Origin of the sequence: Actinomadura decatromicini (genome assembly GCF_008121305.1) — a bacterium.
Lineage (GTDB): Bacteria > Actinomycetota > Actinomycetes > Streptosporangiales > Streptosporangiaceae > Spirillospora > Spirillospora syzygii.
Genome location: NZ_VSRQ01000004.1, coordinates 821,159 through 843,175 on the forward strand (window position 1 = coordinate 821,159; position 22,017 = coordinate 843,175).

The window sequence follows — 22,017 nt, forward strand, 5'->3', positions numbered from 1 at the left end:
TAAGGGAATTCTCCCCGCTCGACGTCGCCGTTCGTCCACCAGGGGGCGGAAAAGGGCCTGGCCCGCCGTCGCGGAGGACGGCGGGCCAGGCGAAACGCGCCATGCCCGCGAGGGCGCCGGAGCGCTAGAGCGTGACGGGAAGCCAGGGCGTGCGCCCGGCCTCGTAGTCGTTGATCGCGTCGGCGTGGCGGAGGGTGAGACCGATGTCGTCCAGGCCCTCCATGAGGCGCCAGCGGGTGTAGTCGTCGATCTCGAAGGCGGCGGTGCGGCCTTCCCAGCGGACCTCGCGCTTCTCCAGGTCGACGGTGACCTCCAGCGCCGGGTCCTTCTCGACGGCGGCCTGGAGCTCCTCGACCTGCTCGCCGGTGAGGACGACGGGCAGCAGCCCCATCTTCGTGGAGTTGTTGCGGAAGATGTCGCCGAAGCGCGGCGCGATCACGACGCGGAACCCGTACTGCTGGAGCGCCCAGACGGCGTGCTCGCGGGACGACCCCGTCCCGAAGTCGGGCCCGGCCACCAGAACGCCCGCGCCCTCGTACTGCGGCTGGTTCAGGACGAACTCCGGGTCCTCCCGCCAGGCGGAGAACAGGCCCTTGTCGAACCCGGTGCGGCTGACCTGCTTCAGCCAGACGGCCGGGATGATCTGGTCGGTGTCGACGTTGCTGCGGCGCAGCGGCACCGCGCGCCCGGTGTAGGTGGTGAAGGCTTCCATGGCTCGTGTCCTCAGAGGTCGGCGGGGGCGGTCAGACGGCCGGTGACTGCGGTCGCGGCGGCGACGGCCGGGGACACCAGGTGGGTGCGCCCGCCGGGGCCCTGCCGTCCCTCGAAGTTGCGGTTGGACGTGGAGGCGCTGCGCTCCCCCGGGGTCAGCTTGTCCGGGTTCATCGCGAGGCACATCGAGCAGCCCGCCTCCCGCCATTCGGCGCCGGACGCGGAGATGACCGCGTCCAGGCCCTCCTCCTCGGCCTGCTTCTTGACCCGCATGGAGCCGGGGACGACCAGCATGCGGACGCCGTCGGCGACCTTGCGGCCCTCCAGCACCCCGGCGACGGCGCGCAGGTCCTCGATGCGGCCGTTGGTGCAGGAGCCTACGAAGACGGTGTCGACGGCGATGTCGCGCAGCGGCGTCCCGGCCGTGAGGCCCATGTACTCCAGGGCCCGCTCGGCCGACTGGCGCTGCACCGGGTCGTCGAACGAGGCCGGGTCGGGCACGGACCCGCCCAGCGGCAGGCCCTGGCCCGGGTTCGTGCCCCAGGTGACGAACGGCGTCAGCTCGGCCGCGTCGATCACGACCTCCTTGTCGAAGACGGCGTCGTCGTCGGTGCGCAGGGACGTCCAGTACTCGACGGCCTTGTCCCAGTCCTCGCCCTGCGGGGCGTGCGGGCGGCCCTTGAGGTACTCGAACGTCGTCTCGTCCGGGGCGATCATCCCGGCGCGGGCCCCGGCCTCGATGGACATGTTGCAGACCGTCATGCGGCCCTCCATCGACAGCGACCGGACGGCCTCGCCCCGGTACTCGACGATGTGCCCCTGGCCGCCGCCGGTGCCGATCTTCGCGATGATCGCGAGGATGAGGTCCTTGGCGGTGACGCCGTCCGGCAGCGCGCCGTCCACCGTGACGGCCATGGTCTTCGGCTTGATCTGCGGCAGCGTCTGCGTGGCGAGGACGTGTTCGACCTCACTCGTGCCGATGCCGAACGCGAGCGCGCCGAACGCGCCGTGCGTGGACGTGTGCGAGTCGCCGCACACGACCGTCATGCCCGGCTGGGTCAGCCCGAGCTGCGGCCCGATGACGTGGACGATGCCCTGCCCGTCGTCGCCCATCGGGTGGAGCCGGACGCCGAAGTCCGAGCAGTTCTTGCGCAGCGTCTCGACCTGCGTGCGCGACACCGGGTCGGCGATCGGCTTGAGCAGGTCCGTGGTCGGGACGTTGTGGTCCTCGGTGGCGATCGTCAGGTCGGGGCGGCGCACCGGGCGGCCCGCCATCCGCAGCCCGTCGAACGCCTGCGGGCTCGTGACCTCGTGGACCAGGTGAAGGTCGATGTAGAGGAGGTCGGGCTCACCCTCGGCTCGCCGTACGACGTGCGCGTCGTACACCTTCTCGGCCAGTGTTCGGCCCATCGCTCCCACCTCGTCCTTGATCGTCGCGTGCTGCGTCGCGTGCTCGGTCGCCCGCTGCGCCGCGCGGGCGCTCCGGTGCGGCCCGCGGTTCCGGTCTGCTCGACTTGCATCTCAAATTACGAGACGGCAATATCAAGACATGGACAACTCTAGCGGAGTCGGCGTACTTGACAAAGCCGTTCTCGTGCTGAACGCGCTGGAAGCCGGGCCCGCGTCGCTCGCGCAGCTCGTCCAGACGACCGGGCTGGCCCGTCCGACCGCCCACCGGCTGGCCGTCGCGCTGGAGCACCACCGGCTCGTCCACCGGGACACGCAGGGCCGGTTCATCCTCGGCCCCCGGCTCGCCGAGCTCGCCGTCGCCGCCGGGGAGGACCGGCTGCTCGCCATCGCCCAGCCCGTCCTCGCCCAGCTCCGCGACGCGACCGGGGAGAGCGCCTCGCTGTTCCGCAGGCAGGGGGACGTCCGGGTCTGCGTCGCCGCGGCGGAGCGCACCAGCGGGCTGCGCGACACGATCCCGGTCGGCGCGGCCCTGCCGATGACCGCCGGGTCCGCCGCGCAGATCCTGCTCGCCTGGGAGGAGCCCGACCGGCTGCACCGCGGGCTGCGCGGCGCGAAGTTCGAGGCTGCGACGCTCGCGTCCGTCCGCCGCCGGGGCTGGGCGCAGAGCGTCGGCGAGCGCGAGCAGGGCGTCGGGTCGGTGTCCGCCCCGATCCGCGGCGCGGGCGGCCGGGTGGTCGCCGCCGTCTCGGTGTCCGGGCCGCTCGAACGGCTGACCCGCTCGCCCGGCCGGCTGCACGCCGCGCCCGTCGCGGCCGCCGCCGAGCGGATCTCCGAGGGGATGCGCCGCACCGCCTCCTGACGCGCCTCTCACCCCCGGCCGTGAATTCCGCCGGTTGCCGACGTTCCACGCAAGTCGGACGCCCGAGCGAAAGCCCAGGTATCGGCACAGCAGGTGCCGATAGCGTTGACCTCCGGCAAAGGGGGTGCGGCGGTGCAGATCTCCGAGCTCAGCGATCGGAGCGGTCTCACGGTGCAGACGATCAAGTTCTACATCCGGGAGGGCCTCCTCCCGAAGGGCTCGGCGGTGAGCGCGACGCGGTCCGAGTACGACCGCCGCCATCTGGAGCGGCTGCGGCTGATCAGCGCGCTGCGCGACGTCGGCGACCTGCCGGTGTCCTCGATCCAGCAGATCATCGCCGCCATCGAGGACGACGGGACCAGCCTGCACGAGCTGTTCGCCACCACCCAGCACGCGATCGGCCCGCACGTCGCCGCCCCGCACGACCCGCACTGGCGCGCCGCCCGCGAGGACGTGGACGCCCTCGTCCGCGAGCTCGGCTGGCACGTCGGCGAGCGCGCCCCGGCCCGCGACCTGCTCGCGCACACGTTCGTCGCGCTCCGCCGGCTCGGCTTCCCGATCACGCTGCGCGACCTGCGCCCGTACGTGAACGCCGCGAGCGAGGTCGCCGAGCACGAGATCGGCCGGGTCGCGGACGGGACGCCCCGCGCCCGCGCCGTCCATTCCCTGGTGGTGTCGACCGTGCTCTACGAGCAGGTGCTGACGGCATTGCACAGGCTCGCCCAGGAAGACGCCTCCGCGCGGCGTTTCGGCCCGGCCTGACCTGGGACGTCCCCCCAATTCCGGGATGATAGATCGGAATTGACCATTCATATCCCGGCAATTGAGAATTTGCAACGGGTGTCTAATATTGAATGCATGAGACAGCATTCGACCACGCCGCAGGGATTCCGCAGAGTGATATGCCGGTGACCGCCGCGCAGCGTCCGGAGACCTCCGGCGACCGGTGGACCGACCGCCTGCTCGCCGAGGGCGAGGACCCCGACCCCCGTTTCTCGCTCGCCAACGAGCGCACCTTTCTCGCCTGGATCCGGACCGCGCTCGCGCTGATCGCGGGCGGGATCGGGATCGCGCTCGCCGAGAGCCTGATCGAGACGCCGCTGCGGGCGGTCCTCGCGGTCGGCTTCAGCACGGCGGGCGCGCTGGTCGCGGTGCTCGCGTTCCGCCGCTGGCTGCGCACCGAGCGGGCGCTGCGCCGCGCCGAGACGCTGCCGCTGCCGGTGCTCGCCCCCGTGATGGCCTACGGGCTGGCGGGCACGGCGCTCGCCCTGCTGATCGCCGTCCTGCTGACCCGATGAAGGTCGGCGACCCGGGCGCGCAGCCGGAGCGGACCGCGCTGGCCTGGTCCCGCACGACGCTGGCGCTGATCGTCGCCGGTTTCCTGTGCGTGCGGCTCGCGCCGACGTCGGCGGGCGCGGTGGCGGCGGGCGCCGTCGTCTGCGGCGGCGCGGCGCTGCAGATCCGGCGGGCCAGGGCGAACCTGCGCGCCCGGCGGCACGGCGTCTCGGCGGGCAGGGCGGCGGCCGACCCCGGGTCGGTGCTGTTCGCGACCGCGCTGACGGTGCTGCTCGCGGTCGTCGCCGTGCTCCTCGCGCTGCACTGAGGCAGCTGAGGCATGCGCGCCGCGCATGCCAGACGTGCGAAGTCTTCGCTGGTGACATGGCCACTGGGCGCATAGCGTCGGTCGCGCCATGACACGAATCGCCTTTCTCGGACTCGGGCGCATGGGCGCCCCCATGGCCGGACGGCTCCTCGCCGCCGGTCACGACCTGTCCGTCTGGAACCGCACGCCCGCGCGGGCCGCGCCGCTGGCGGGGGCCGGCGAGCCGGCGATCCTCTGTGCGACGCCGTCCCGGGCGCCCCGGCCCGCTTCACGGTCGCCCTGGCGGCCAAGGACCTCGCCCTCGCCCTGGACGGCGCCCGTCCGGGCGGCGTGCTGCCCGCCGTCATGGACCGGGTGGACGCCGCGCTCGCCGCCGGACTCGGCGGCCACGACCTCACCGCACTCCCCGACCACGTCAGGAGGACCGCGCCGATGCGCGTCACGTTCGACAACCCCGCGACCGTCCCCGCCCCGCCGAACCCCGCCTATTCGCACACCGCCCACGTGACCGCGGGCCCGATGCTCTACGTGGCGGGGCAGATCGCCCTGGACGAGAACGGCGAGGTGGACGCGCCCGGTGACATGACCCGGCAGTCCGAGGTGGTCATGTCGCTGCTGGAGCGGATCCTCGCCGCGCACGGCGCGGGCTTCGCCGACGTCGTCAACATCCGGACGTTCCTCACCGACATCGGCCTGCGCGCCGAGTACGGGGCCGTCCGCGCCCGGTACTTCACCGGACCGCCGCCGACGAGCACGACCGTCGAGGTGTCGCGCCTGTTCCACCCGGAAGCGCTGCTGGAGGTGGAGATCGTCGCCGCCCTCCCCTAACTTCCCAGGTCCTCGGCCACTTCGCGCAGGACGGCGAGGAACGCGGCGACGGGCGGCGACCTGCGGGCGTGCCGCCCGACCGCCGCGTAGACGGCGCGGCGGGCGGGCGCGGCGGACGCGAGCGGGCGCAGCGCGACGTCGTCCCTGGACATCGCGGCGGCCGCGAGCGCGGGCACCAGCGTCACCCCGAACCCCGCCGCGACCAGGCCAAGCTTGGACACCCACTCGGCGACCCGCAGCGGCGTCTCCGGGACGAACCCGGCCGCCGCACAGCGGGCCCGGAGCGCGGCGACCGCGTCGGGCTGGTCGGCGACGATCCACGGCTCGTCGGCCAGCTCGCGGAGCGGGACGTGGTCGCGCCCGGCGAGCCGGTGCCCGCTCGGCAGCGCGACGAGCAGCGCGTCGTCCAGCAGCTCGACGAGGTCACCGGCGGGGATCGACGGCAGCGTGTGCGTGCTGACGACGGCGAGGTCGAGGTCGCCCGCCTCCAGCATCGGCAGCAGGCGCTCGGTCGTCCCCTCCCGCAGCAGCGGGCGGACGCCCGGGTGCCGCTCCCGGAACCGGGCGAGGGCGCGCGGCACCAGCGCGGCGTTGGCGGTGGGGAACGCGCCGAGCCGCAGCGTGCCGGTGTCGAGGCGGCGCAGGCCCTCCAGCGCGCGGGCGGTGTCGGCGAGCCGGTCGAGCAGGCCGCGCGCGTGCGGGAGGAGGTGCTCCCCGGCCGGGGTCGGGCGGACGCCGCGGGCGCCGCGCGCGAACAGCTCCACGCCGCACACGTCCTCCAGCGCCGCGATCTGCCGGGAGACGGCCGACTGGGTGTAACCGCCGGCGGCCGCGGCGGCGGTGAACGAGCCGAGGTCGGCGACGGCGACGAACGTCCGCAGGAGGACGGGGTCGAGGGCCTCTGCGCGCATCCCCGCAGGATACGGCGGTCTGGCCGGAGCCCCGGATGCGCCGCCGGATAGGGTCGCCCCATGCCCGACCGCCGCGCTTTCGTCAGCCTGGCCACCGACTTCGGCGCCGCGTACACGGGGATCTGCGCGGGCGTCGTCCACCGGATCGCCCCGGCGGCGACCGTGCTGGTGCTGACCGACGAGATCACGCCGTTCGACGTCCGGGAGGGCGCGATGCTGCTGCGGCAGGCGCTCCCGTACCTGCCGGTGGGCGTGCACACGGGGATCGTCGACCCGGGCGTCGGCACGCCGCGCCGCCCGGTCGCGATCGAGACGGGGCGCGGGGACGTGCTGGTCGGCCCCGACAACGGCCTGCTGGTCCCGGCGGCGGAGGCGCTCGGCGGGATCGCGCGGGCGCACGTCCTGGAGGAATCGGCGTACCGGCTGCCGGAGGTGTCGGCGTCCTTCCACGGGCGGGACGTCTTCGCCCCTGCCGCCGCGCACCTCGCCACCGGCGTGGACGTGGCCGCCCTCGGCGCGCCGGTCGAGCCGCTGCCGCTGGACGTCCCGCCTCCGGCGGCGCGCGACGGCGAGTTGGCGGCGCCCGTCCTCTACACCGACCGCTACGGCAGCCTGGTTCTCGGCGCGGGGCCGGACGACCTCGCCGCCGCGTTCGGCCCCCTGCCGCACGGCACCGTCCTCGCCTTGACCTGGTCCGATCCGGACGGACGGGAGCACTCCGCCCGCGTCCCGTTCGTGGAGACGTTCGGCAGCGTCGCGATCGGCGAGCCGCTGGTGTGGGTGGACTCGTCCGGCTGGCTCGGCCTGGCCGTCAACCAGGGCTCGGCGGCCGCCGCCTTCCGCGTCGCCGGGACGCTCACCCTGCGTGTAGCAGACTGACCGCCATGACCGATCTCGACGTGGTCGCCTGGGTCCAGGTGTCGGACGGCCGGATGCTCGCCGTCCGCTCCCGGGGCCGCGACCTCCTCTACCTCCCCGGAGGCAAGCGCGAGCGGGGCGAGGACGACTGGACGGCCCTGTCCCGCGAGGTCCGCGAGGAACTCGCCCTCGAACTGGACGAGGCGTCGTTCCGCGAGCTGGGCGTCGTCCGCGCCCCCGCGCACGACCAGCCCGACTTCGCGCACGTGCGGATGGCCTGCTTCACGGCGTCCTACCGGGGCGCGATGTCCGCGGCGGGCGAGGTGGACGAGTACGTCTACGTCGCCCCCGCCGAACGCCACCTCCTGGCCCCGGCCGCCCAGGCGGCCCTGGACCTGGCGCACCGGAACGGCCTCCTCACCTGAGCCTTCCTCCGTTTCAACGGTAAATCAGACGTGTGTTGACCTGAAACGGATGACGCCGGTGCCAAAAGTGGCCGCATCCGGCGCTGATCGAAGTTTCCGCAGGTTATCCGGCTATGATCCCCTCGACCGCGTCGCGTGAGAAGCCGGGGGATCCGATGGCGGAGGTTGACCATTTCTCCTACGGGGTGCTGACGCCCGCCCTGGCCTATCTCATGTCCGTCACCGGCTCGCTGCTCGGGCTGCTGTGCACGGCACGCGCGCGGGTCTCGGCCGGACGCGCCCGCGCCGCGTGGCTGGCCCTCGCGGCGCTCGCGATCGGCTGGACCGGGATCTGGGTGATGCACTTCATCGCCATGCTCGGCTTCAGCGTGGGAAGCGCCGAGATCCGCTACGACGTCCCCCGCACCATCCTGAGCTGCGTCATCGCCGTCGTGGTGGTGGCGGCCGGGCTGTTCCTCGTCGGCTTCCGCGAGGCCGGGCGACCCGCTATCGTCGCGGGCGGCGTCATCATGGGGATCGGCGTGGCGAGCATGCACTACCTCGGCATGACGGCGATGAACATGCCGGGCCACATCGGCTACCAGCCGGGCCTCGTGGCCGCGTCGGTGGCGATCGCCGTGGTGGCGGCGTCGGCGGCGCTCTGGTTCGCGCTGCGGGTCCGGGGCGGGTGGGCGACCGCCGGGGCCGCGATGATCATGGGCGTCGCGGTGACCGGCATGCACTACACGGGCATGGCGGCGATGCGCGTCACCATGCACCACGACATGGCGCCCCCGACCGGCGCGACCGCGACCGACTTCCTCGTGCCGCTCATCGGCGCGATCGGCGTCGTGTCGATCGTCCTGCTGGCGATCGTCGCGATGGCGCCGAGCGAGGACGAGATGCGCATCGAGGCCGAGTTGCGGGAACGCATCCGCGCGCGGCGGGAGATCCGCCCGCCCTATCCGCCGATGCCGCCGACGGAACCGTCGCGGACCCGCTCTCCCGCCGAGTGGTTCGACGGCTGACGGGGCGGCCGTCCGCTCAGGCGGCGAGCGCGATCCCGCTGCCGACGCCGAGCGCCAGCGACACGGCGGCGGCCGCGACGGCGACCGCCAGCGGGGCCCGGGACGGCGGCGGGCGGCCGTCCGGCCGTCCGAACAGCGGGACGATCCACCGCAGGTAGTAGAAGACGCTCGCGACCGTGTTGACGGCGGCGAGCGCGGCGAGCCAGGCGTAGCCGCCCTCCAGCGCCGCGCCGAACATCAGCACCTTCCCGACGAAGACGGCGGTGGGCGGCGTCCCGACGAGGCCGAGCAGGCAGACGATCAGCGACAGCCCGGCCGCCGGGGACCGGCGCAGCAGCCCGGTGTACCCGGCGAGGTCGTCCCGGCCGCAGGCGAGGACGACGGCGAACGCGCCCACGTTCGTCACCGCGTACGCCGCGACGTAGAACAGCACGGCGGGACGGGCGAGGCCGGCGCGTCCCGCCATGGCGACGGGGACGAGCAGGTACCCCGCCTGGCTGACGGTCGAGTACGCGAGCAGCCGCCGGACGTTGTCCTGCCCGAACGCGGCGAGGTTCCCGAGCGTCATCGTGGCGGCGGCCACGACCGAGACGAGCGGCGCCCAGCCGCCGGGCGCCGTCTCCACGCCGAACCGGAACAGCGCCGCGAACGCGCCGATCTTCGGGACGGTGGTGACGTAGGCCGCGATGGCGGGCGGCGCGCCCTCGGTCACGTCCGGGACCCAGAAGTGCCCGGGGACGGCGCCCGCCTTGAACAGCAGCCCGGCGAGCAGCGCGACCACGCCGACGGCCATCGCGGCGGCCGGGGCGTCGGCCAGCCCGGCGCGCAGCGTGCCGTAGGCGGTGCCGCGCCCGACACCGTAGAGCAGCGTCACCCCGGCGAGCATCACGACGCCGAGGAACGCTCCCATCAGGTAGTACTTCAGCGCGGCCTCGGTGCCGGGCGCGTCCTTGCCGAACCCGGCGAGCGCGTACGCGGGGATGCTCGCCAGCAGGTACGCGCCGACGAGCACCAGCAGGTCGGACGTCGCGCCGAGCACCATCGCGCCGAGCGCCGACAGCAGGATGAGCGCGTAGTGCTCGCTCTCGCGCGGGTGGTCGCGGACCTCCCCGGCGGCGAGCGCGACGACGAGCAGCGTCGAGCCGAGTACGGCGATCCGGGTGACGTGGGTGACCGGGTCGACGGCGAACGACCCGAACGCCATCAGGTCGGGTCGTGAGGCCGCGACTCCGGCGGCGGCCAGCCCGAACACGAGCCCGGCGGCGCAGACCACGGCGACGCGCAACTGCTTCGTCCGGGGCAGGAACAGGCCGTTGACGAGGCCGAGCACGGCGGCGAGCAGCACGCACAACTCGGGCGCGAGATCGGCCGGGTTCTCGTTCATCCCCATCGCCGCCGTCATCCCCATCGCCACCGTCATCGTCATCGCCATCAGCGGCCGACCAGCGCGACGACGGCCGCCGACAGCGGCTCGATCGTGTCGAGCAGCGCCCGCGGCGCGACGCCGATCAGCAGTGACAGCGCGAGCAGCGGGACGAGCGCCGCCAGTTCGGGCCGCCGCACGTCGGTGACCAGCGGCGTCAGCTCGCCGGGCGGCCCGAGCACGACCTTGTGCAGGACGCGCAGGAACAGCGCCGCCGTGATCAGGATGCCGGTCACGGCGAGCGCGCCGGTCACGGCGGTGGCGACCGCGCCGGCGCCGATCGTCCCGGCGAAGATCTGGAACTCGGCGATGAACCCGGACAGGCCGGGCAGCCCCAGCGCGGCGAACGACGCGACCGCGAGCAGGCCCGCGAACACGGGGGCGCCCCGCGCGACACCGCCGAACCGTCCGATGTCGTAGCTCCCGGCCCGGTCGCGCAGCACCCCGCAGAGCAGGAACAGGGCGCCGGTGACGAGGCCGTGGCTGACCATCTGCGTCACCGCGCCGGTCACGGCGAGCCGCCGCGCGTCCGTGCCGCCCGCCGCGTACCCGGCCGCGCCGAGCGCCAGGACGATGTACCCCATGTGGTTCACCGACGAGTACGCGACGAGCCGCTTCACGTTGTCCTGCGCGAGCGCGACCAGCGCCCCGTACAGCACGCTGACCAGCCCGATGATGAGGATCACCAGGGCGTAGCGGCGCCAGGCGTCCGGCAGCATCGGCATCGCGATCCGGACGAGCCCGTACGCGCCCATCTTCAGCATGACGCCCGCGAGGATCGCGGACCCGGCGGCGGGCGCGTCGGTGTGCGCGGGCGGCAGCCACGTGTGGAACGGGACGACCGGCGTCTTGATCCCGAGCCCGATCCCGACCGCGAGCAGCGTCAGCCCGGCGAGGCCCGGCGACCCGGACAGCGGCGGCGTCCGGGTCAGGTCCACCATGTCGAACGTGTGCGGGTCCGCGCCGAGGTAGAGGCCGATGAACCCCAGCAGCAGGACGAGCGACCCGAGGAACGTGTAGAGGAAGAACTTCAGCGCCGACCGCGCCGGATCCCCGTGCCCCCACACCAGGATCACGAAGTACATGCCGACGATCGACAGGTCGAAGAATACGAAGAACAGCAGCAGGTCGAGCGCGGCGAACAGGCCGAGGCACACCGTCTCCAGGAGGAGGAACAGCCCCGCGAACTCCCGCACGCGGTGCGTCTGCCGCAGCGAGTACACCGCGCACGCCGCGAACAGGACGGCGGTCAGCGCGAGGAGCGGGAGCGACAGCCCGTCCACGCCGACGTGGTACCCGGCCCGGACGGACGGGATCCACCGCGCGTCCGTCTCGAACGAGACGCCGCCGCCCGTCCCGTGGACGGCCCACATCGCGGTGACGAGGGCGGCCTCGGCGAGGGCGGCGGCGGTCCACGTCCAGGGCACGGCGCGGCGCGGGACGGCCGGGAGCACGACCGCGACCGCCAGCGGCAGGAAGATCACCAGGGTCAGCACGGCGTCACCCGGCGGCCAGGACGGCGACGGCGACGAGCACCGCGAGCACCACCGCGGCCTGCGCGTAGTACAGGTGGAGCTGCCCGGTCTGCGGACGCCTGGCCAGCGCGGCGAGCCACCGGGCGGCGCGGGCGGTCAGGCCGACGGCGCCGTCGACGCGGATCTCGACGCGGCGTCCGGCGAGCGCGGCCGTCCCGCGCCCGGCGCGGGCGACGCCGCGGACGGCGCCGTCCACGACCCGGTCGTCGAACCGGTCCAGCGCCCGCGCGAGCGCGAGCACCGGACGGACGACGCCCGCAGTCGCCGCCCGTTCCAGCAGCAGCCAGTCGAGCGCCCACCCAGGCTCCGGCGCCCGCCGCGCCAGCACGACCGTGCCCACGGTGACGACGGCGAGCACCCCGGACAGGACGAGCGTCCAGACGTCGGGCGTGAAGTCGCCGGTCGCGCCCAGCAGTCGCCGCCACTCCCCCGCGACGCCCGGCAGCCCGAGCGCGCCGAGCCCGCAGGCCGCCACCGCGAGCCCCGCCAGCGGTACCCGCTGCGACAGCGCCACCGGCGAGGACGCAACCGCACGCAACACGCGCAACAGCGCCTTCCCGGCGTAGGCGGCCGACAGCACCGACGCCGCGAACGCCACCGCGAGCAGCGCCGGGTCGCCGACGCCCGCGAGCACCTCGTCCTTGGTCACCCACAGCGCCAGCGGCGGGACGCCCGCCAGCGCCAGCGCGCCCGCGCCGAACGCGACGTCCACGAGGCGGTGGCTCCCGTCCCTGGTCAGCCACACCCCGGCGCACAGGAACAGCAGGCTCTTCACCGCCGCGTGGGCGACCAGGTGGGCCGTGCCGCCGCCGACCGTCCCGGCGCCCGCCGCGAGCACCATGAACCCGATCTGCGCGCAGGTGGACGCCGCGAGGAGCTGCTTGAGATCCCGCTGCGCGAGCGCGACCGCGCCCATCAGCAACGCGGTCAGCGCACCCGCCCACGACACGAGCGTGCTCGCCCAGCCGGTCGCGTCCAGCAGCGGATGGAGGCGCATCAGCAGGTACGCGCCCGCGACGACCATCGTGGCCGAGTGCAGCAGCGCCGACACCGGGCTCGGGCCCGCCATCGCCTTCGACAGCCAGAACGAGAACGGCAGCTGCGCCGACTTCCCCAGCGCGGACACCACGACCCCCGCCGCGATCAGGTCCCGCCACGGCGCGTCCGCGTGCGCGAGCGCGTCCAGCCGGAGCGAGTGCGCCCCGGCGACCGCGAAGCCCGCCGCCGCGTAGAGGCCGAGGTCGGCGGCCCGGGTGGTGAGGAACGCCGTGTCCGCCGCCCGGACCCGGGCCGCGTCCTGCCAGGCGTAGCCGATGAGCGCGTACGACATCGCGCCCATGACCTCCCAGCCCATCAGCAACAGCAGCAGGTCGGACGCCGTGACCGTCACGGCCATCGCCGCCGCGAACAGCAGCATCAGGACGAAGAACCGCGGCCCGTACCCCTCGCGCGCCGAGTAGGCGAGGACGGCGGCCAGCACGACCGCCAGGGTCACCAGCAGGACGGCGGACAACCCGTCCACCGCGAGCCCTCCCGGCCACCCCGGCAACATCATCCGCGTGCTCCCCGCGGGGGGACGACCCCCCGCACCCCCCGGTTCGCTTCGCTCATCCCTTGAGATCTCCTGCGTCATCTGTCATGTCCACGTCGCGGGCCCGGAAGAGCGCGGTGACGACGGCGAAGCCCATCGCCATCTCCAGCGCCATCACGGTGATCGCCACGAGGACGAGGACCTGCCCGTCCGCCGACCCCGGCGACACCCAGTGCCAGAACCCGGCCGCCGCGACCACCACGCCGTTGACCATCAGCTCGATGCCCATCATCAGCATCACGATCGACTGCTGGGACAGCGCGCCGTACAGCCCGACGCAGAACAGCGCGGCGGCGAGCAGCAGGAACGTCTCAAGCGTCATAGCGTCCCCGGTGCGTCGCGAGCACCACCGTCGCGATCATGGTGGCCAGGATGGCGACGCCGATCACCATCATGACCAGCATGGACGGTCCCATCACCGCGTCGCCGAGCGCGACCGTCGGGTCGTGCGGCGGGCGGCCCCGCCGCTCCGGCCACGGCACCGCGAGGATCCCGGCCGCGAGCGCCGCGAACGCGCCGCCCGCGACGGCGAGCGCGCCGCGCCGGTTGTGCGTCATCGACATCGGCATCAGCCCGGCCGGGTTCATCATGTACATGACCATGAAGACGGCCATCACCAGCATCTCCATGATCATCATCAGGACCACCAGGACGCCGAGGTAGCGGAGCCCCACGAGCAGCAGCTCGCCTCCCGCGCACAGGAAGGACGCGAGCAGCGCGAACGTCGCCCGCGCCATCGAGTCGACGACGAACACGGCGGCGCCCGTCCCGACCGCGGCCACGGCGAGCACCCAGAACGCGACGGCCTCCACCCGCACCCGCCTCCTCAGACGACGACGATCCCGACGACGAGCATCTGCAGCAGCGTGGCGGGGATGAGCACCGTCCACGCGGCCGTCATGAACCTGTCCATGCGCAGGACCGGCAGGCGATGCCGCGTCCACACCAGCAGGGACAGGACGGCGCACGCCTTCACCAGCGACCACAGCCAGCCCGGTAGCAGCGGCCCGGCGCCCCCGCCGAGGAACAGCGGGACGGCGGCGCCCGCCGACACTGCCAGCAGCCCGAACCGTCCGGCGAGGAAGACGAGGCGGTCGGGGCCGGACAGCTCCAGCGCCGCGCCCCCGGCGAGGTCCGCGCCGAGCGGGTGCCCGAACGGCCCCCAGAACGTCATCGCCAGCGCGGACACCAGGTAGACGGCGAACGCGACCGGCATCCACACCGCGTACCAGAGGCCGTGCTGCGCGTCGCCGATCACCCGCAGGTCGAGCGAGTGCGCGGCGAGCGACGCCGTGATCAGCGCGAACATGTGCGGCAGCTCGTAGGCGAGGCCCTGCGCGACGAACCGGTACCCGCCGACCAGCGCGTACGCCGAGTTGGCGCCCCAGCCGACCAGCCACACCGACGCCCAGGCCACGACCTCCATCGCGTTGAACCAGACGACGCCGACCGACGTCGACAGCGCGACGCGCCCGCCGAACGGCACGACCAGGGCGGCGAGCGCCGCCGCCATCGGCAGCGACACCACTCCGATCCTGGTCAGGAGGACGTCCGCCCGGACGGTCCGGCGGCGCTGCAAGGTCAGCAGCCGCGCGGCCTCCCGGAACGGCGCGGCGGCGGGACGTCCGGCGAGCGGCCCGCTCAGCGACGCCGCCGCCACCGCCAGCGCGCCGAGGACGAGCACCTCAACCATCGGCGGCCGTCCCGAGGTCGGGATCGAGGGCCGCCACGATCAGCCGCGCCTCGCCCAGCTCCGTCCCGGCGAGCAGGGCGGGCAGCGCGTCGAGCACCGCGCGCCACGGCGGGCGCGGCGGGACGTCCCGTCCTTCGAGGGCCGCGCCGATGTCGCGCAGCCGGCCGTCGAGCGCGTCGCGGACGCCGCCGACGTCCCGCGTCATCCAGCGCAGCAGCCGCGAACGTCCGACCCTGCGCGCGAACGGCGCGAAACGCCGCGCGAGCGTCTCCTCCGGCACCGCGCCCGACAGCGTCTCGTCGCGCAGCGCCGCCGCTCGCTCGGCCGCCGCGTCCCAGCCCGCGACGCGCAGCAGCCGGGCGAGGCCGTCGAGCCGGGACGCGGCCGGACGCCCGTGCCAGAACGAGCCGTCCGCCGTGTCCACCGCCGTGGCCTCGGCGTCCTGGACGACGTCGCCTTGCAACGTCAGGTCGACCCGCAACCCGGCGGGCCAGTCCGCGAGGACGGGGCCTAGCGGCACGTGCAGGACGTCCAGCCGGAGCCCGTCGCGGTCGTCGGCACGGTCGGCCATGGGGACGTCGTCCAACTCCAGCGGAGCCCGCGCCGCCCCGCCTCCGGCGCCTTCGAGGTCGGCGGACGCGCGGACGCGCGGCTCCGGCATGTCCCGCCACACGGTCTCGATGGCCTCCGCCAGCGCCGCCCCCGGCGTGCCGCACACGACGAGTGTCCCCGTCTCCGCCGGTGAGAGGGCCGGGCGCCAGCCGCGCCGCCGCATCTCCGCCTCCACCGCGAGCCGGTCGGGCGTGCCGTCCGCCGCCGAGACGACGAACGGGCGCGGCGCCGCGAACCCCCTCGCGAGCCCCCTCAGGCCCATCGCAGCGCCCCCTCGCGCCACGCGTACAGGACCCCGACCATGATCAGCCCGAGGAAGAGGAACATCTCGACGACCGCCTTCACCCCCACGGACGCGACGACGAGCGCCCACGGGTACATGAAGCCCATCTCCATGTCGAAGGCCAGGAAGACCATTGACACCGCGTACCACCGAACGTGGTACCGCGACACCGCGTGCTCGGCCGGACGCCGCCCGGACAGGTACGGCCCGGCCTCCGCCCCCGGCGGCGTCAGGACGTACGAGACGGCGTAGACGGCGGCGACCAGCGCCGCCACCAGCCCCACGACCGAGAGGACGACCGCGTACGGCGCCATTGCCCCTCCGGGGTACGGGTCACCTGTTCCACCTGACCTCTACCTGATCAGGCACCCCGGAAACCTGCGGGCCGACCGTCCCGTCCACCGCCCGGCCGACGGCCGGTCAGCCGTCCAGGCGGGTCCGCCGCCGGTCGGCCGCGGCGGCGGCGAGGATCATCTCGTCCACGACCCAGCGGGCCTCCGGCGACAGGTCGACGAAGGCGCGCAGCACCTCGGGGCGGATGACGCCGCTCTCGACGTCCCGGCGGATCGCCTTGAGCGTGAGGTCCTCCCCGATGGGCTCGGCCTCGCTCGGGAAGCCGAAGAACCCGATCGGCACGCCGAAGAAGGTGGCGAGCGCGGTGAGGGTCTTGAGCTGCGGGTTCTCCTGCCGTCCGGTGCGCAGCTTCCACACGGTGGTGGACGAGATCTCCTCCCCGGTGGCGCGCGCGACGGCGGCGGCCGCGTCCACGTTGTTGCGCGGCGGCTCCGCGTCCGCCGGCCACAGGTTCTGGATCAGCCATTCGACCTTCTCCGCGAGCGACGCCCCCGGAGAAACCTCGTGCAAGCGCTCCCGCATCATGCCCCTCTCTGAGTGATTTTAGTTGACCACATATGCCGTGCTCAGCCAACCGAAGCGCGCCCCCTCCGAAAGTCGTGGCCCGCCCGCGACCTTCGGCGGCGGCCCCCGCCGTTGGGCGCTGCCGCGCGCACCGCCCCGTCCGCTGCAATCGGCTACGTCGAATGAGAGGGGCACGGACGTGACCGAGTTCGCAGCGCGCGCCGAGGATGTGCGCAAGACCTACGGGACGGGCGACGCCCGCGTCACCGCGCTGGACGCCGTGACCGTCGCCGTCCCCCGCGAGCGCTTCGTCGCCGTGATGGGAGCCTCGGGCTCCGGCAAGTCGACGCTGATGCACGTCATGGCGGGACTGGACGCCGCCGACTCCGGCCACGCCTACATCGGCGGCACCGACATCACGGCGCTGGGCGACCGGGCCCTGACCCGGCTCCGCCGCGACCGGGTCGGCTTCGTGTTCCAGTCGTTCAACCTCGTCCCGACGCTGACCGCGCTGGAGAACATCACGCTCCCCGCCGACATCGCCGGACGCTCCCTCGACCCGGCCTGGCTGGACGAGGTGATCGACGCGGTCGGGCTCCGGGACCGGCTCGGGCACCGTCCGGCCGAGCTGTCCGGCGGGCAGCGGCAGCGGGTGGCCTGCGCCCGCGCCCTCGCCGGGCGCCCCGAGCTGATCTTCGCGGACGAGCCGACCGGCAACCTCGACTCCCGCTCCGGCGCCGGGGTCCTCGCCCTGCTGCGCCGCGCCGTGGACGAGATGGGCCAGACGATCGTCATGGTCACCCACGACCTGTCCGCCGCCGACCACGCCGACGACGTGATCACCCTGAGCGACGGCCGCGTCCTGTCCGACTGAGCGGACTCGACCGGGAGGGGCAGGCCGCCCCTCCCCCTCAGGTCGCAGGCCCTCACCCTCCTCGGTGAACTTTGCCAAGAACCGTTGCAAAGGCCCTTTGCGACTTCTAGCGTCCGGGGCATGAAGGAACGACCGCCGCCCGAGACGATCACCGATCCGCGGCGGGTGCGGCTGCTCGCCCACCCGCTGCGCAAGCGGATCGCCGAGCTGACGCGGCGCGGGCCCGTGTCGTCCACGACGCTCGCCCGCGAGCTCGGGCAGAGCACCGGCGCGACGAGCTACCACCTGCGCCAGCTCGCCAAGCACGGCCTCGTCGAGGAGGTCCCGGAGCTCGCGCGGGGCCGGGAGCGCTGGTGGCGGGCCGTGCCCGGCGACCGCAGGCTCCCCCGGTACGGCGAGCAGACGCCGGAGATGCGCGCCGCCGTGGACGAGCTGACCCGGCTGGAGTTCGCGAACGAACTGGAGGCGCTCGACCGCTTCCAGGACGCCCGCGACGACCTCGGCCCGTGGGCGGACGCGCTGCTGTTCTCGTTCGCCACGGTCACGCTGACGCCGGACGAGGTGCGTCCCTTCTTCGAGGAGTACATCGCGCTCCTCTACCGCTACAAGCGCGCCGACGACGACCCGCCGCCGGACGCGCGCACCCTCCACGCCAGATTCCTGGCATTCCCCGAGGTGTAGGTCCCGGGACCGAGCCCGGAAGGTCCGGACCGCCGAGTTGCCCCTCGGCGGCCCGGACGGGCGGAGGTCCCGCATCACCACGCCGAATCCGGCGTGTTCGCACGCGACACCGAACCCCCGAACGAAAGGAGAGCACCTCATGCTGCTCTCACGCAAACGACCATCGCCCAGTTCACGCTCGCGCCTGCTGAAATGGGCGGTGCTGCTGCTCTGGGTCGTGATCACCGTGCTGGCCGTCCCGGCGGCGAGCAGGCTCCCGGACGTCGTCGAGGGCAAGTCGTCCGCCGAGCTGCCGCGCGGCGCGCAGTCGACCGAGGTCGAGAAGCTCGCGGCACGCTTCCCCGGCGGCGAGCTGGCGCCGGGGATCGTCGTCTACGTCCGCGGCTCCGGCGTCACGGCCGCCGACCGCGCGAAGGCGGAGGCCGACCGCCGCGCGCTCGCGCCCGTCGCCGCCGGGACGATCGCGCCGCCCCGCCCGTCCGGCGACGGGAGGGCGCTGCTGCTGGCCGTCCCGCTGGCCGACGACGACTCGCTCTCCGACCGGGCCGAGAAGGTCCGGGACCAGTCCCGCCGCGACGTCCCGGACGGCCTGGAGGTCCGCCTCACCGGCCCGGCCGGGGGCGCGCTCGACGTCGGCGACGCGTTCGAGCACGTCGACAAGGCGCTGCTCGTCATCACGATCCTGCTCGTCACGGCGGTGCTGCTCGTCACCTACCGCAGTCCGGTCCTGTGGCTGCTGCCGGTCGTGAACGCGGCGATCGCGCTCCAGGTCACGAACGCGGTCGTCTACCTGCTCGGAAAGCACGCCGGGCTGTACGTGGCGGACGGGATGTCCGCGATCCTGAACGCGCTCGTCTTCGGGATCTCGACCGACTACGCCCTGCTGCTCCTCGCCCGCTACCGCGAGGAACTGCGCCGCCACCCGGACCGGCACAGGGCCATGGCGGTCGCGCTGCGGCGGGCCGCCGCGCCGGTCGCCGCGTCCGCCGCGACCGTGTCGCTCGGCCTGCTGTGCCTGCTCGCCGCCCGCATGGGCTTCAACTACGCGCTCGGCCCGATCGGCGCCATCGGCGTGCTCGGCGGCCTCGTCGTCGTGATGACGCTGCTGCCCGCCCTCCTCGTGATCCTCGGACGGTGGGTCTTCTGGCCCCGGATCCCCCGGTACGGCGACGTCCCGTCCGGGCGCGGCGCGTGGGAGCGGATCGGACGGCGCGTCGCGGCGCGTCCGCGGCTCGTCTGGGTGGGCGGCATGGCCGTCCTCGGCGCGCTCGCCGCAGGGACGCTCGGCATCGACACGGGGCTCGACCGGGCCCACTTCCTCACTAACACCCCGGGCTCCACCATCGGGGAACGCCTGCTGATCGAGCACTATCCGGGCGGGCAGGGGCGTCCGCTCCAGGCCGTCACGGGCGACGCCCGCGCGGCGGACGCGATCCGGAACTCCCCCGGCGTGGCGCGCGTGGAGAACCCGCGGCCGTCCTCGGACGGACGCCTCACCAGGCTCGACGTCGTCCTCGACGCCCCGCCGGACAGCGCCGCCGCCGCGGACGCCGTCCGGAGGCTCCGCGCGGACGTCCCGACCGCGGCGTTCGGCGCGGGCACCGCGAGCAAGCTGGACCTCGCGGACGCGCAGGCGCACGACCGGCGCGTCGTCATCCCGCTGATCCTCGGCGTGGTGCTCGTCGTGCTCATCGCGCTGCTCCGCGCCCTGGTCGCGCCGCTGCTGGTCATCGGCACGGTCGTCGCGTCGTACTTCGCGGCGCTCGGCGCGGCCTGGCTGCTTTTCAAGCACGTGTTCGGCTTCCCGGCCCTGGACGAGCAGGTCGCGCTGATGGGGTTCCTGTTCATGGTCGCGCTGGGCGTGGACTACAACCTGTTCCTCGTGTCCCGGATCCGGGAGGAGGCGGCGCGGCACGGGCACCGCGCCGGGGTGCTGCGCGGCCTCGGCGTCACCGGCGGGGTGATCTCCAGCGCGGGGCTCGTCCTCGCCGCGACGTTCGGCGTCCTCGGGGTCATGCCGATCACGATGATGGTGCAGATCGGGGTGCTCGTGTCGCTGGGCGTGCTGCTGGACACGTTCTTCGTCCGGTCGGTCATCGTCCCCGCTCTGGCCCTGGACGCGGGGCCTCGGTTCTGGTGGCCGGCGCGGCGCTCCGCAGCGGAGCCGGAAGAGGGCGGCGACGCTCGAACGGGGCCGCCGCCACCAGCCACGCCAGCAGGACGGGACCGAGCGCGAGGCTGAACAGGACGTCGGTCAGCCAGTGCTGGTCCGACACCGTGAGCGCCGCCGCCGTGACGACGCCCGCGACCAGGGCGGCGTCCCGGCGGCGGCGCGCGGGGAGGACGCCGTCCACCGCGGGCAGGGCGGCGGCCAGCAGTTCGAGGACGACCCACACCAGCACGAACCCGTTGAGCGTGTGCCCGGACGGATACGCGTCGCCGTACCGGCCGATGACGTCCACGCCCCCGTACGGGAACGAGCGCGGAACGACCGACTTCAACCCCGTCTGCGTCAGCGACAACGCGTACGCGATCAGGACGGCGAACGCCGGATACCGCAGCGACCGTCTCCGCACGGCCGCCACCACCGACAGCGGGATGATGACGCGCACCAGGTAGCCGCGCTGGCCGAGCTTGCTGACGCCGCGCACGAACTCCAGCGCGCGGCCCCGCACGTGCGCGTCGCAGAACCCGTGGACGGCGTGGTCGAGCTGCCGCAGCGGGCCGTCGACCACGACGTCCAGCGTGACCAGCGCCATCACCGCGGCGAGCGAGCCGTACGACCTCCACCCCACGGCCGGACCATTCCCCGCTCCGCGGCGTTCACCGCCGCACGGGGGCGAGAATGGGCCTCCGGACGGACGAAGGGGTCCGGAGATGCGGCTCGCCCTGGTCACGATCGTCGTGGACGAGGCCGCCCATCGGCGCATGACGGCGGCGGGCGTCGAGTTCGTGACCGCGCCGCGCACCGAGCCCTATGGCCGGGTCGCGGTCTTCCTCGACACCGCCGGGAACCGCTGGGATCTGCTCGGCCCGGCGCCCGGCTCGGAAGCCGTTTCCGGTTAGGGATTCCAGAAGACGGTGACGTCGGTCTGGTCGAAGCGGCGGGCGGCGAGGTCGGCCCGGCGGATGGCCCAGTGGACGGTCGCGCCCTCCCGGCCCTTGATGTCGGTGTACCAGTCGGCGAGCAGCACCCAGTCGTCGGCCCGGCGCGATTCGTCCGCCGGGAGGACGGGGTCGATGTCGCTGGACTCGTCCGAGGCGTATCCGCCGATCTGCAACACGCCGCGTCCGGCGATCTCGTCGGCCGTGTCCAGCCACGTGTCGCGCAGTTCCTCGGAGTGGGGATGACCGGGGAGGGGCTCGACGTAGGGATGGTCGGGGACCTCGACCCAGCAGTGGTACGGAAGCGACACGTCGACGGCCAGATGCAGCGGGCCTCGTGGAAATGCCGCTGTGACGTCCGCGTACGCCTCGGCCTCGAAGTAGGGGTTTCCTTTCCGTTCCTCGACGGCCGTACCAGCGGGGACGTACACGGCCTCGCCGTCGGTCTCCGTGTCGGGATAGGCGAACAGGAGCAGTCGTCCGTCGGGTGGGAGCGGCAGATCCGTGGCGTCGGCGGGGAGGGCCGCGAGGTCGATGGCCGCGACGAGCGGATACCAGGGGTCCGGGGCATCGGCGGGGAGGAGTAACGGCCCGCCGAGAGTGCCGACGACCGGTCCGTCGCCGTGCCGGGTCAATGTCGCGCACGGCCGGGCGGTGCGAATCCACCGCTCGACATCGGCGGACGGAATGCCGCGCTTGAGTGCGGCGGCGCGGAAGGGGGCGAGCCGCTCCAGCATTTCGATCTTCATG

General features: G+C 73.9%; 25 protein-coding genes and 2 pseudogenes. 13 read left to right on the forward strand and 14 right to left on the reverse strand.

Annotation, left to right across the window (positions count from 1 at the left end; all coding sequences use genetic code 11):
• Nucleotides 1-124 precede the first annotated feature (124 nt).
• Nucleotides 125-712, reverse strand: coding sequence for a 3-isopropylmalate dehydratase small subunit (leuD, locus tag FXF68_RS22300; RefSeq protein ID WP_148762167.1), 588 nt, complete (start codon nucleotides 710-712; stop codon nucleotides 125-127).
• Nucleotides 713-723: 11 nt separating this feature from the next.
• Nucleotides 724-2,121, reverse strand: coding sequence for a 3-isopropylmalate dehydratase large subunit (gene leuC, locus FXF68_RS22305; RefSeq protein ID WP_148762169.1), 1,398 nt, complete (start codon nucleotides 2,119-2,121; stop codon nucleotides 724-726).
• A 139-nt stretch (nucleotides 2,122-2,260) separates the two neighbouring features.
• On the opposite strand from leuC, the gene FXF68_RS22310 reads away from it, so the two are divergent.
• The 6 genes and pseudogenes from FXF68_RS22310 to FXF68_RS22335 all read left to right on the forward strand — a co-directional run bounded on the left by FXF68_RS22310 (nucleotide 2,261) and on the right by FXF68_RS22335 (nucleotide 5,411).
• Nucleotides 2,261-2,980, forward strand: coding sequence for an IclR family transcriptional regulator (locus tag FXF68_RS22310; protein ID WP_067883871.1), 720 nt, complete (start codon nucleotides 2,261-2,263; stop codon nucleotides 2,978-2,980).
• A 132-nt stretch (nucleotides 2,981-3,112) separates the two neighbouring features.
• A complete protein-coding gene (locus FXF68_RS22315) occupies nucleotides 3,113-3,742 on the forward strand; it encodes a MerR family transcriptional regulator (RefSeq protein WP_148762170.1) in 630 nt (209 codons plus the stop codon).
• A 92-nt stretch (nucleotides 3,743-3,834) separates the two neighbouring features.
• Nucleotides 3,835-4,278 carry a YidH family protein gene (locus FXF68_RS22320; protein ID WP_246178861.1) on the forward strand — a complete coding sequence of 148 codons (444 nt, stop codon included), beginning with the start codon at nucleotides 3,835-3,837 and terminating at the stop codon, nucleotides 4,276-4,278.
• On the forward strand, nucleotides 4,275-4,583 hold the full coding sequence (locus tag FXF68_RS22325) for a DUF202 domain-containing protein (RefSeq protein ID WP_148762172.1): 309 nt from the start codon (nucleotides 4,275-4,277) through the stop codon (nucleotides 4,581-4,583). Before FXF68_RS22320 ends, FXF68_RS22325 begins: the two co-directional genes overlap by 4 nt.
• An 88-nt stretch (nucleotides 4,584-4,671) precedes the next feature.
• Nucleotides 4,672-4,824, forward strand: a pseudogene (locus tag FXF68_RS43975) (NAD(P)-binding domain-containing protein); the annotation flags it as partial.
• 89 nt (nucleotides 4,825-4,913) lie between these two features.
• Nucleotides 4,914-5,411, forward strand: a complete 498-nt coding sequence (locus FXF68_RS22335) for a RidA family protein (protein WP_246178862.1) — start codon at nucleotides 4,914-4,916, stop codon at nucleotides 5,409-5,411.
• On the opposite strand, the gene FXF68_RS22340 is transcribed toward FXF68_RS22335, so the two are convergent.
• Nucleotides 5,408-6,322: a LysR family transcriptional regulator gene (locus tag FXF68_RS22340; protein ID WP_148762176.1), complete on the reverse strand. Its 915-nt coding sequence runs from the start codon at nucleotides 6,320-6,322 to the stop codon at nucleotides 5,408-5,410. The genes FXF68_RS22335 and FXF68_RS22340 overlap by 4 nt on opposite strands.
• Nucleotides 6,323-6,382: 60 nt before the next feature.
• On the opposite strand from FXF68_RS22340, the gene FXF68_RS22345 reads away from it, so the two are divergent.
• From FXF68_RS22345 to FXF68_RS22355, 3 genes are all read left to right on the forward strand, one after another.
• Nucleotides 6,383-7,201: an SAM hydrolase/SAM-dependent halogenase family protein gene (locus FXF68_RS22345; protein ID WP_148762178.1), complete on the forward strand. Its 819-nt coding sequence runs from the start codon at nucleotides 6,383-6,385 to the stop codon at nucleotides 7,199-7,201.
• Between the two features lie 5 nt (nucleotides 7,202-7,206).
• Nucleotides 7,207-7,605: an NUDIX hydrolase gene (locus FXF68_RS22350; protein ID WP_148762179.1), complete on the forward strand. Its 399-nt coding sequence runs from the start codon at nucleotides 7,207-7,209 to the stop codon at nucleotides 7,603-7,605.
• Nucleotides 7,606-7,760: 155 nt separating this feature from the next.
• Entirely contained in the window at nucleotides 7,761-8,612 is an 852-nt protein-coding gene (locus FXF68_RS22355; protein WP_148762181.1) for an MHYT domain-containing protein, read from the forward strand.
• Between the two features lie 16 nt (nucleotides 8,613-8,628).
• Here FXF68_RS22355 and FXF68_RS22360 read toward each other — a convergent pair whose 3' ends face one another.
• The 9 genes from FXF68_RS22360 to FXF68_RS22400 all read right to left on the reverse strand — a co-directional run bounded on the left by FXF68_RS22360 (nucleotide 8,629) and on the right by FXF68_RS22400 (nucleotide 16,625).
• Nucleotides 8,629-10,044 (reverse strand): NADH-quinone oxidoreductase subunit N, encoded by a 1,416-nt coding sequence (locus FXF68_RS22360; protein ID WP_246178863.1) that lies wholly within the window; start codon nucleotides 10,042-10,044, stop codon nucleotides 8,629-8,631.
• The gene (locus FXF68_RS22365) at nucleotides 10,044-11,531 is read right to left on the reverse strand and encodes a complex I subunit 4 family protein (protein ID WP_148762183.1); all 1,488 of its coding nucleotides are present in this window, start codon (nucleotides 11,529-11,531) and stop codon (nucleotides 10,044-10,046) included. Before FXF68_RS22365 ends, FXF68_RS22360 begins: the two co-directional genes overlap by 1 nt.
• A 4-nt stretch (nucleotides 11,532-11,535) precedes the next feature.
• The gene (locus FXF68_RS22370) at nucleotides 11,536-13,092 is read right to left on the reverse strand and encodes a proton-conducting transporter transmembrane domain-containing protein (protein ID WP_246178864.1); all 1,557 of its coding nucleotides are present in this window, start codon (nucleotides 13,090-13,092) and stop codon (nucleotides 11,536-11,538) included.
• Nucleotides 13,093-13,177: 85 nt separating this feature from the next.
• The gene (nuoK, locus tag FXF68_RS22375) at nucleotides 13,178-13,483 is read right to left on the reverse strand and encodes an NADH-quinone oxidoreductase subunit NuoK (protein WP_148762187.1); all 306 of its coding nucleotides are present in this window, start codon (nucleotides 13,481-13,483) and stop codon (nucleotides 13,178-13,180) included.
• Nucleotides 13,473-13,973 carry an NADH-quinone oxidoreductase subunit J gene (locus FXF68_RS22380; protein ID WP_148762438.1) on the reverse strand — a complete coding sequence of 167 codons (501 nt, stop codon included), beginning with the start codon at nucleotides 13,971-13,973 and terminating at the stop codon, nucleotides 13,473-13,475. Before FXF68_RS22380 ends, nuoK begins: the two co-directional genes overlap by 11 nt.
• 14 nt (nucleotides 13,974-13,987) lie before the next feature.
• Nucleotides 13,988-14,854 (reverse strand): complex I subunit 1 family protein, encoded by an 867-nt coding sequence (locus tag FXF68_RS22385; RefSeq protein WP_148762189.1) that lies wholly within the window; start codon nucleotides 14,852-14,854, stop codon nucleotides 13,988-13,990.
• On the reverse strand, nucleotides 14,847-15,728 hold the full coding sequence (locus FXF68_RS22390) for a hypothetical protein (RefSeq protein WP_148762191.1): 882 nt from the start codon (nucleotides 15,726-15,728) through the stop codon (nucleotides 14,847-14,849). The genes FXF68_RS22385 and FXF68_RS22390 overlap by 8 nt, the downstream gene beginning before the upstream one ends.
• A complete protein-coding gene (locus tag FXF68_RS22395; protein WP_148762193.1) occupies nucleotides 15,719-16,063 on the reverse strand; it encodes an NADH-quinone oxidoreductase subunit A in 345 nt (114 codons plus the stop codon). The genes FXF68_RS22390 and FXF68_RS22395 overlap by 10 nt, the downstream gene beginning before the upstream one ends.
• 106 nt (nucleotides 16,064-16,169) lie before the next feature.
• On the reverse strand, nucleotides 16,170-16,625 hold the full coding sequence (locus tag FXF68_RS22400; protein ID WP_187412530.1) for an XRE family transcriptional regulator: 456 nt from the start codon (nucleotides 16,623-16,625) through the stop codon (nucleotides 16,170-16,172).
• Between the two features lie 181 nt (nucleotides 16,626-16,806).
• Between FXF68_RS22400 and FXF68_RS22405 the strand changes: the two genes are divergently transcribed.
• The 3 genes from FXF68_RS22405 to FXF68_RS22415 all read left to right on the forward strand — a co-directional run bounded on the left by FXF68_RS22405 (nucleotide 16,807) and on the right by FXF68_RS22415 (nucleotide 20,404).
• Nucleotides 16,807-17,481 (forward strand): ABC transporter ATP-binding protein, encoded by a 675-nt coding sequence (locus FXF68_RS22405; RefSeq protein ID WP_246178865.1) that lies wholly within the window; start codon nucleotides 16,807-16,809, stop codon nucleotides 17,479-17,481.
• 120 nt (nucleotides 17,482-17,601) lie between these two features.
• On the forward strand, nucleotides 17,602-18,162 hold the full coding sequence (locus FXF68_RS22410; RefSeq protein WP_148762197.1) for an ArsR/SmtB family transcription factor: 561 nt from the start codon (nucleotides 17,602-17,604) through the stop codon (nucleotides 18,160-18,162).
• A 139-nt stretch (nucleotides 18,163-18,301) separates the two neighbouring features.
• A complete protein-coding gene (locus tag FXF68_RS22415) occupies nucleotides 18,302-20,404 on the forward strand; it encodes an MMPL family transporter (protein WP_148762199.1) in 2,103 nt (700 codons plus the stop codon).
• Between the two features lie 10 nt (nucleotides 20,405-20,414).
• Here the strand turns inward: FXF68_RS22415 and FXF68_RS43980 are convergent.
• Nucleotides 20,415-20,921 (reverse strand): annotated as a pseudogene (locus tag FXF68_RS43980) (phosphatase PAP2 family protein); the annotation flags it as partial.
• On the opposite strand from FXF68_RS43980, the gene FXF68_RS44655 reads away from it, so the two are divergent.
• Nucleotides 20,908-21,228, forward strand: coding sequence for a VOC family protein (locus FXF68_RS44655; RefSeq protein ID WP_342787161.1), 321 nt, complete (start codon nucleotides 20,908-20,910; stop codon nucleotides 21,226-21,228). The pseudogene FXF68_RS43980 and the gene FXF68_RS44655 overlap by 14 nt on opposite strands.
• Here the strand turns inward: FXF68_RS44655 and FXF68_RS22430 are convergent.
• Nucleotides 21,225-22,016: a DUF1963 domain-containing protein gene (locus tag FXF68_RS22430; protein ID WP_222870024.1), complete on the reverse strand. Its 792-nt coding sequence runs from the start codon at nucleotides 22,014-22,016 to the stop codon at nucleotides 21,225-21,227. The two genes, FXF68_RS44655 and FXF68_RS22430, sit on opposite strands and share 4 nt — an antisense overlap.
• Nucleotide 22,017 lies beyond the last annotated feature (1 nt).

Excerpts from the sequence above, each read along its gene's own strand:
- leuD (WP_148762167.1), bottom strand. The coding sequence starts at position 712 with ATGGAAGCCTTCACCACCTACACCGGGCGCGCGGTGCCGCTGCGCCGC.
- leuC (WP_148762169.1), bottom strand. The coding sequence starts at position 2,121 with ATGGGCCGAACACTGGCCGAGAAGGTGTACGACGCGCACGTCGTACGG.
- FXF68_RS22310 (WP_067883871.1), top strand. The coding sequence starts at position 2,261 with ATGGACAACTCTAGCGGAGTCGGCGTACTTGACAAAGCCGTTCTCGTG.
- FXF68_RS22320 (WP_246178861.1), top strand. The coding sequence starts at position 3,835 with ATGCATGAGACAGCATTCGACCACGCCGCAGGGATTCCGCAGAGTGAT.
- FXF68_RS22325 (WP_148762172.1), top strand. The coding sequence starts at position 4,275 with ATGAAGGTCGGCGACCCGGGCGCGCAGCCGGAGCGGACCGCGCTGGCC.
- FXF68_RS22340 (WP_148762176.1), bottom strand. The coding sequence starts at position 6,322 with ATGCGCGCAGAGGCCCTCGACCCCGTCCTCCTGCGGACGTTCGTCGCC.
- FXF68_RS22345 (WP_148762178.1), top strand. The coding sequence starts at position 6,383 with ATGCCCGACCGCCGCGCTTTCGTCAGCCTGGCCACCGACTTCGGCGCC.
- FXF68_RS22350 (WP_148762179.1), top strand. The coding sequence starts at position 7,207 with ATGACCGATCTCGACGTGGTCGCCTGGGTCCAGGTGTCGGACGGCCGG.
- FXF68_RS22355 (WP_148762181.1), top strand. The coding sequence starts at position 7,761 with ATGGCGGAGGTTGACCATTTCTCCTACGGGGTGCTGACGCCCGCCCTG.
- FXF68_RS22360 (WP_246178863.1), bottom strand. The coding sequence starts at position 10,044 with ATGGCGATGACGATGACGGTGGCGATGGGGATGACGGCGGCGATGGGG.
- nuoK (WP_148762187.1), bottom strand. The coding sequence starts at position 13,483 with ATGACGCTTGAGACGTTCCTGCTGCTCGCCGCCGCGCTGTTCTGCGTC.
- FXF68_RS22385 (WP_148762189.1), bottom strand. The coding sequence starts at position 14,854 with ATGGTTGAGGTGCTCGTCCTCGGCGCGCTGGCGGTGGCGGCGGCGTCG.
- FXF68_RS22390 (WP_148762191.1), bottom strand. The coding sequence starts at position 15,728 with ATGGGCCTGAGGGGGCTCGCGAGGGGGTTCGCGGCGCCGCGCCCGTTC.
- FXF68_RS22395 (WP_148762193.1), bottom strand. The coding sequence starts at position 16,063 with ATGGCGCCGTACGCGGTCGTCCTCTCGGTCGTGGGGCTGGTGGCGGCG.
- FXF68_RS22400 (WP_187412530.1), bottom strand. The coding sequence starts at position 16,625 with ATGCGGGAGCGCTTGCACGAGGTTTCTCCGGGGGCGTCGCTCGCGGAG.
- FXF68_RS22410 (WP_148762197.1), top strand. The coding sequence starts at position 17,602 with ATGAAGGAACGACCGCCGCCCGAGACGATCACCGATCCGCGGCGGGTG.
- FXF68_RS22415 (WP_148762199.1), top strand. The coding sequence starts at position 18,302 with ATGCTGCTCTCACGCAAACGACCATCGCCCAGTTCACGCTCGCGCCTG.
- FXF68_RS22430 (WP_222870024.1), bottom strand. The coding sequence starts at position 22,016 with ATGAAGATCGAAATGCTGGAGCGGCTCGCCCCCTTCCGCGCCGCCGCA.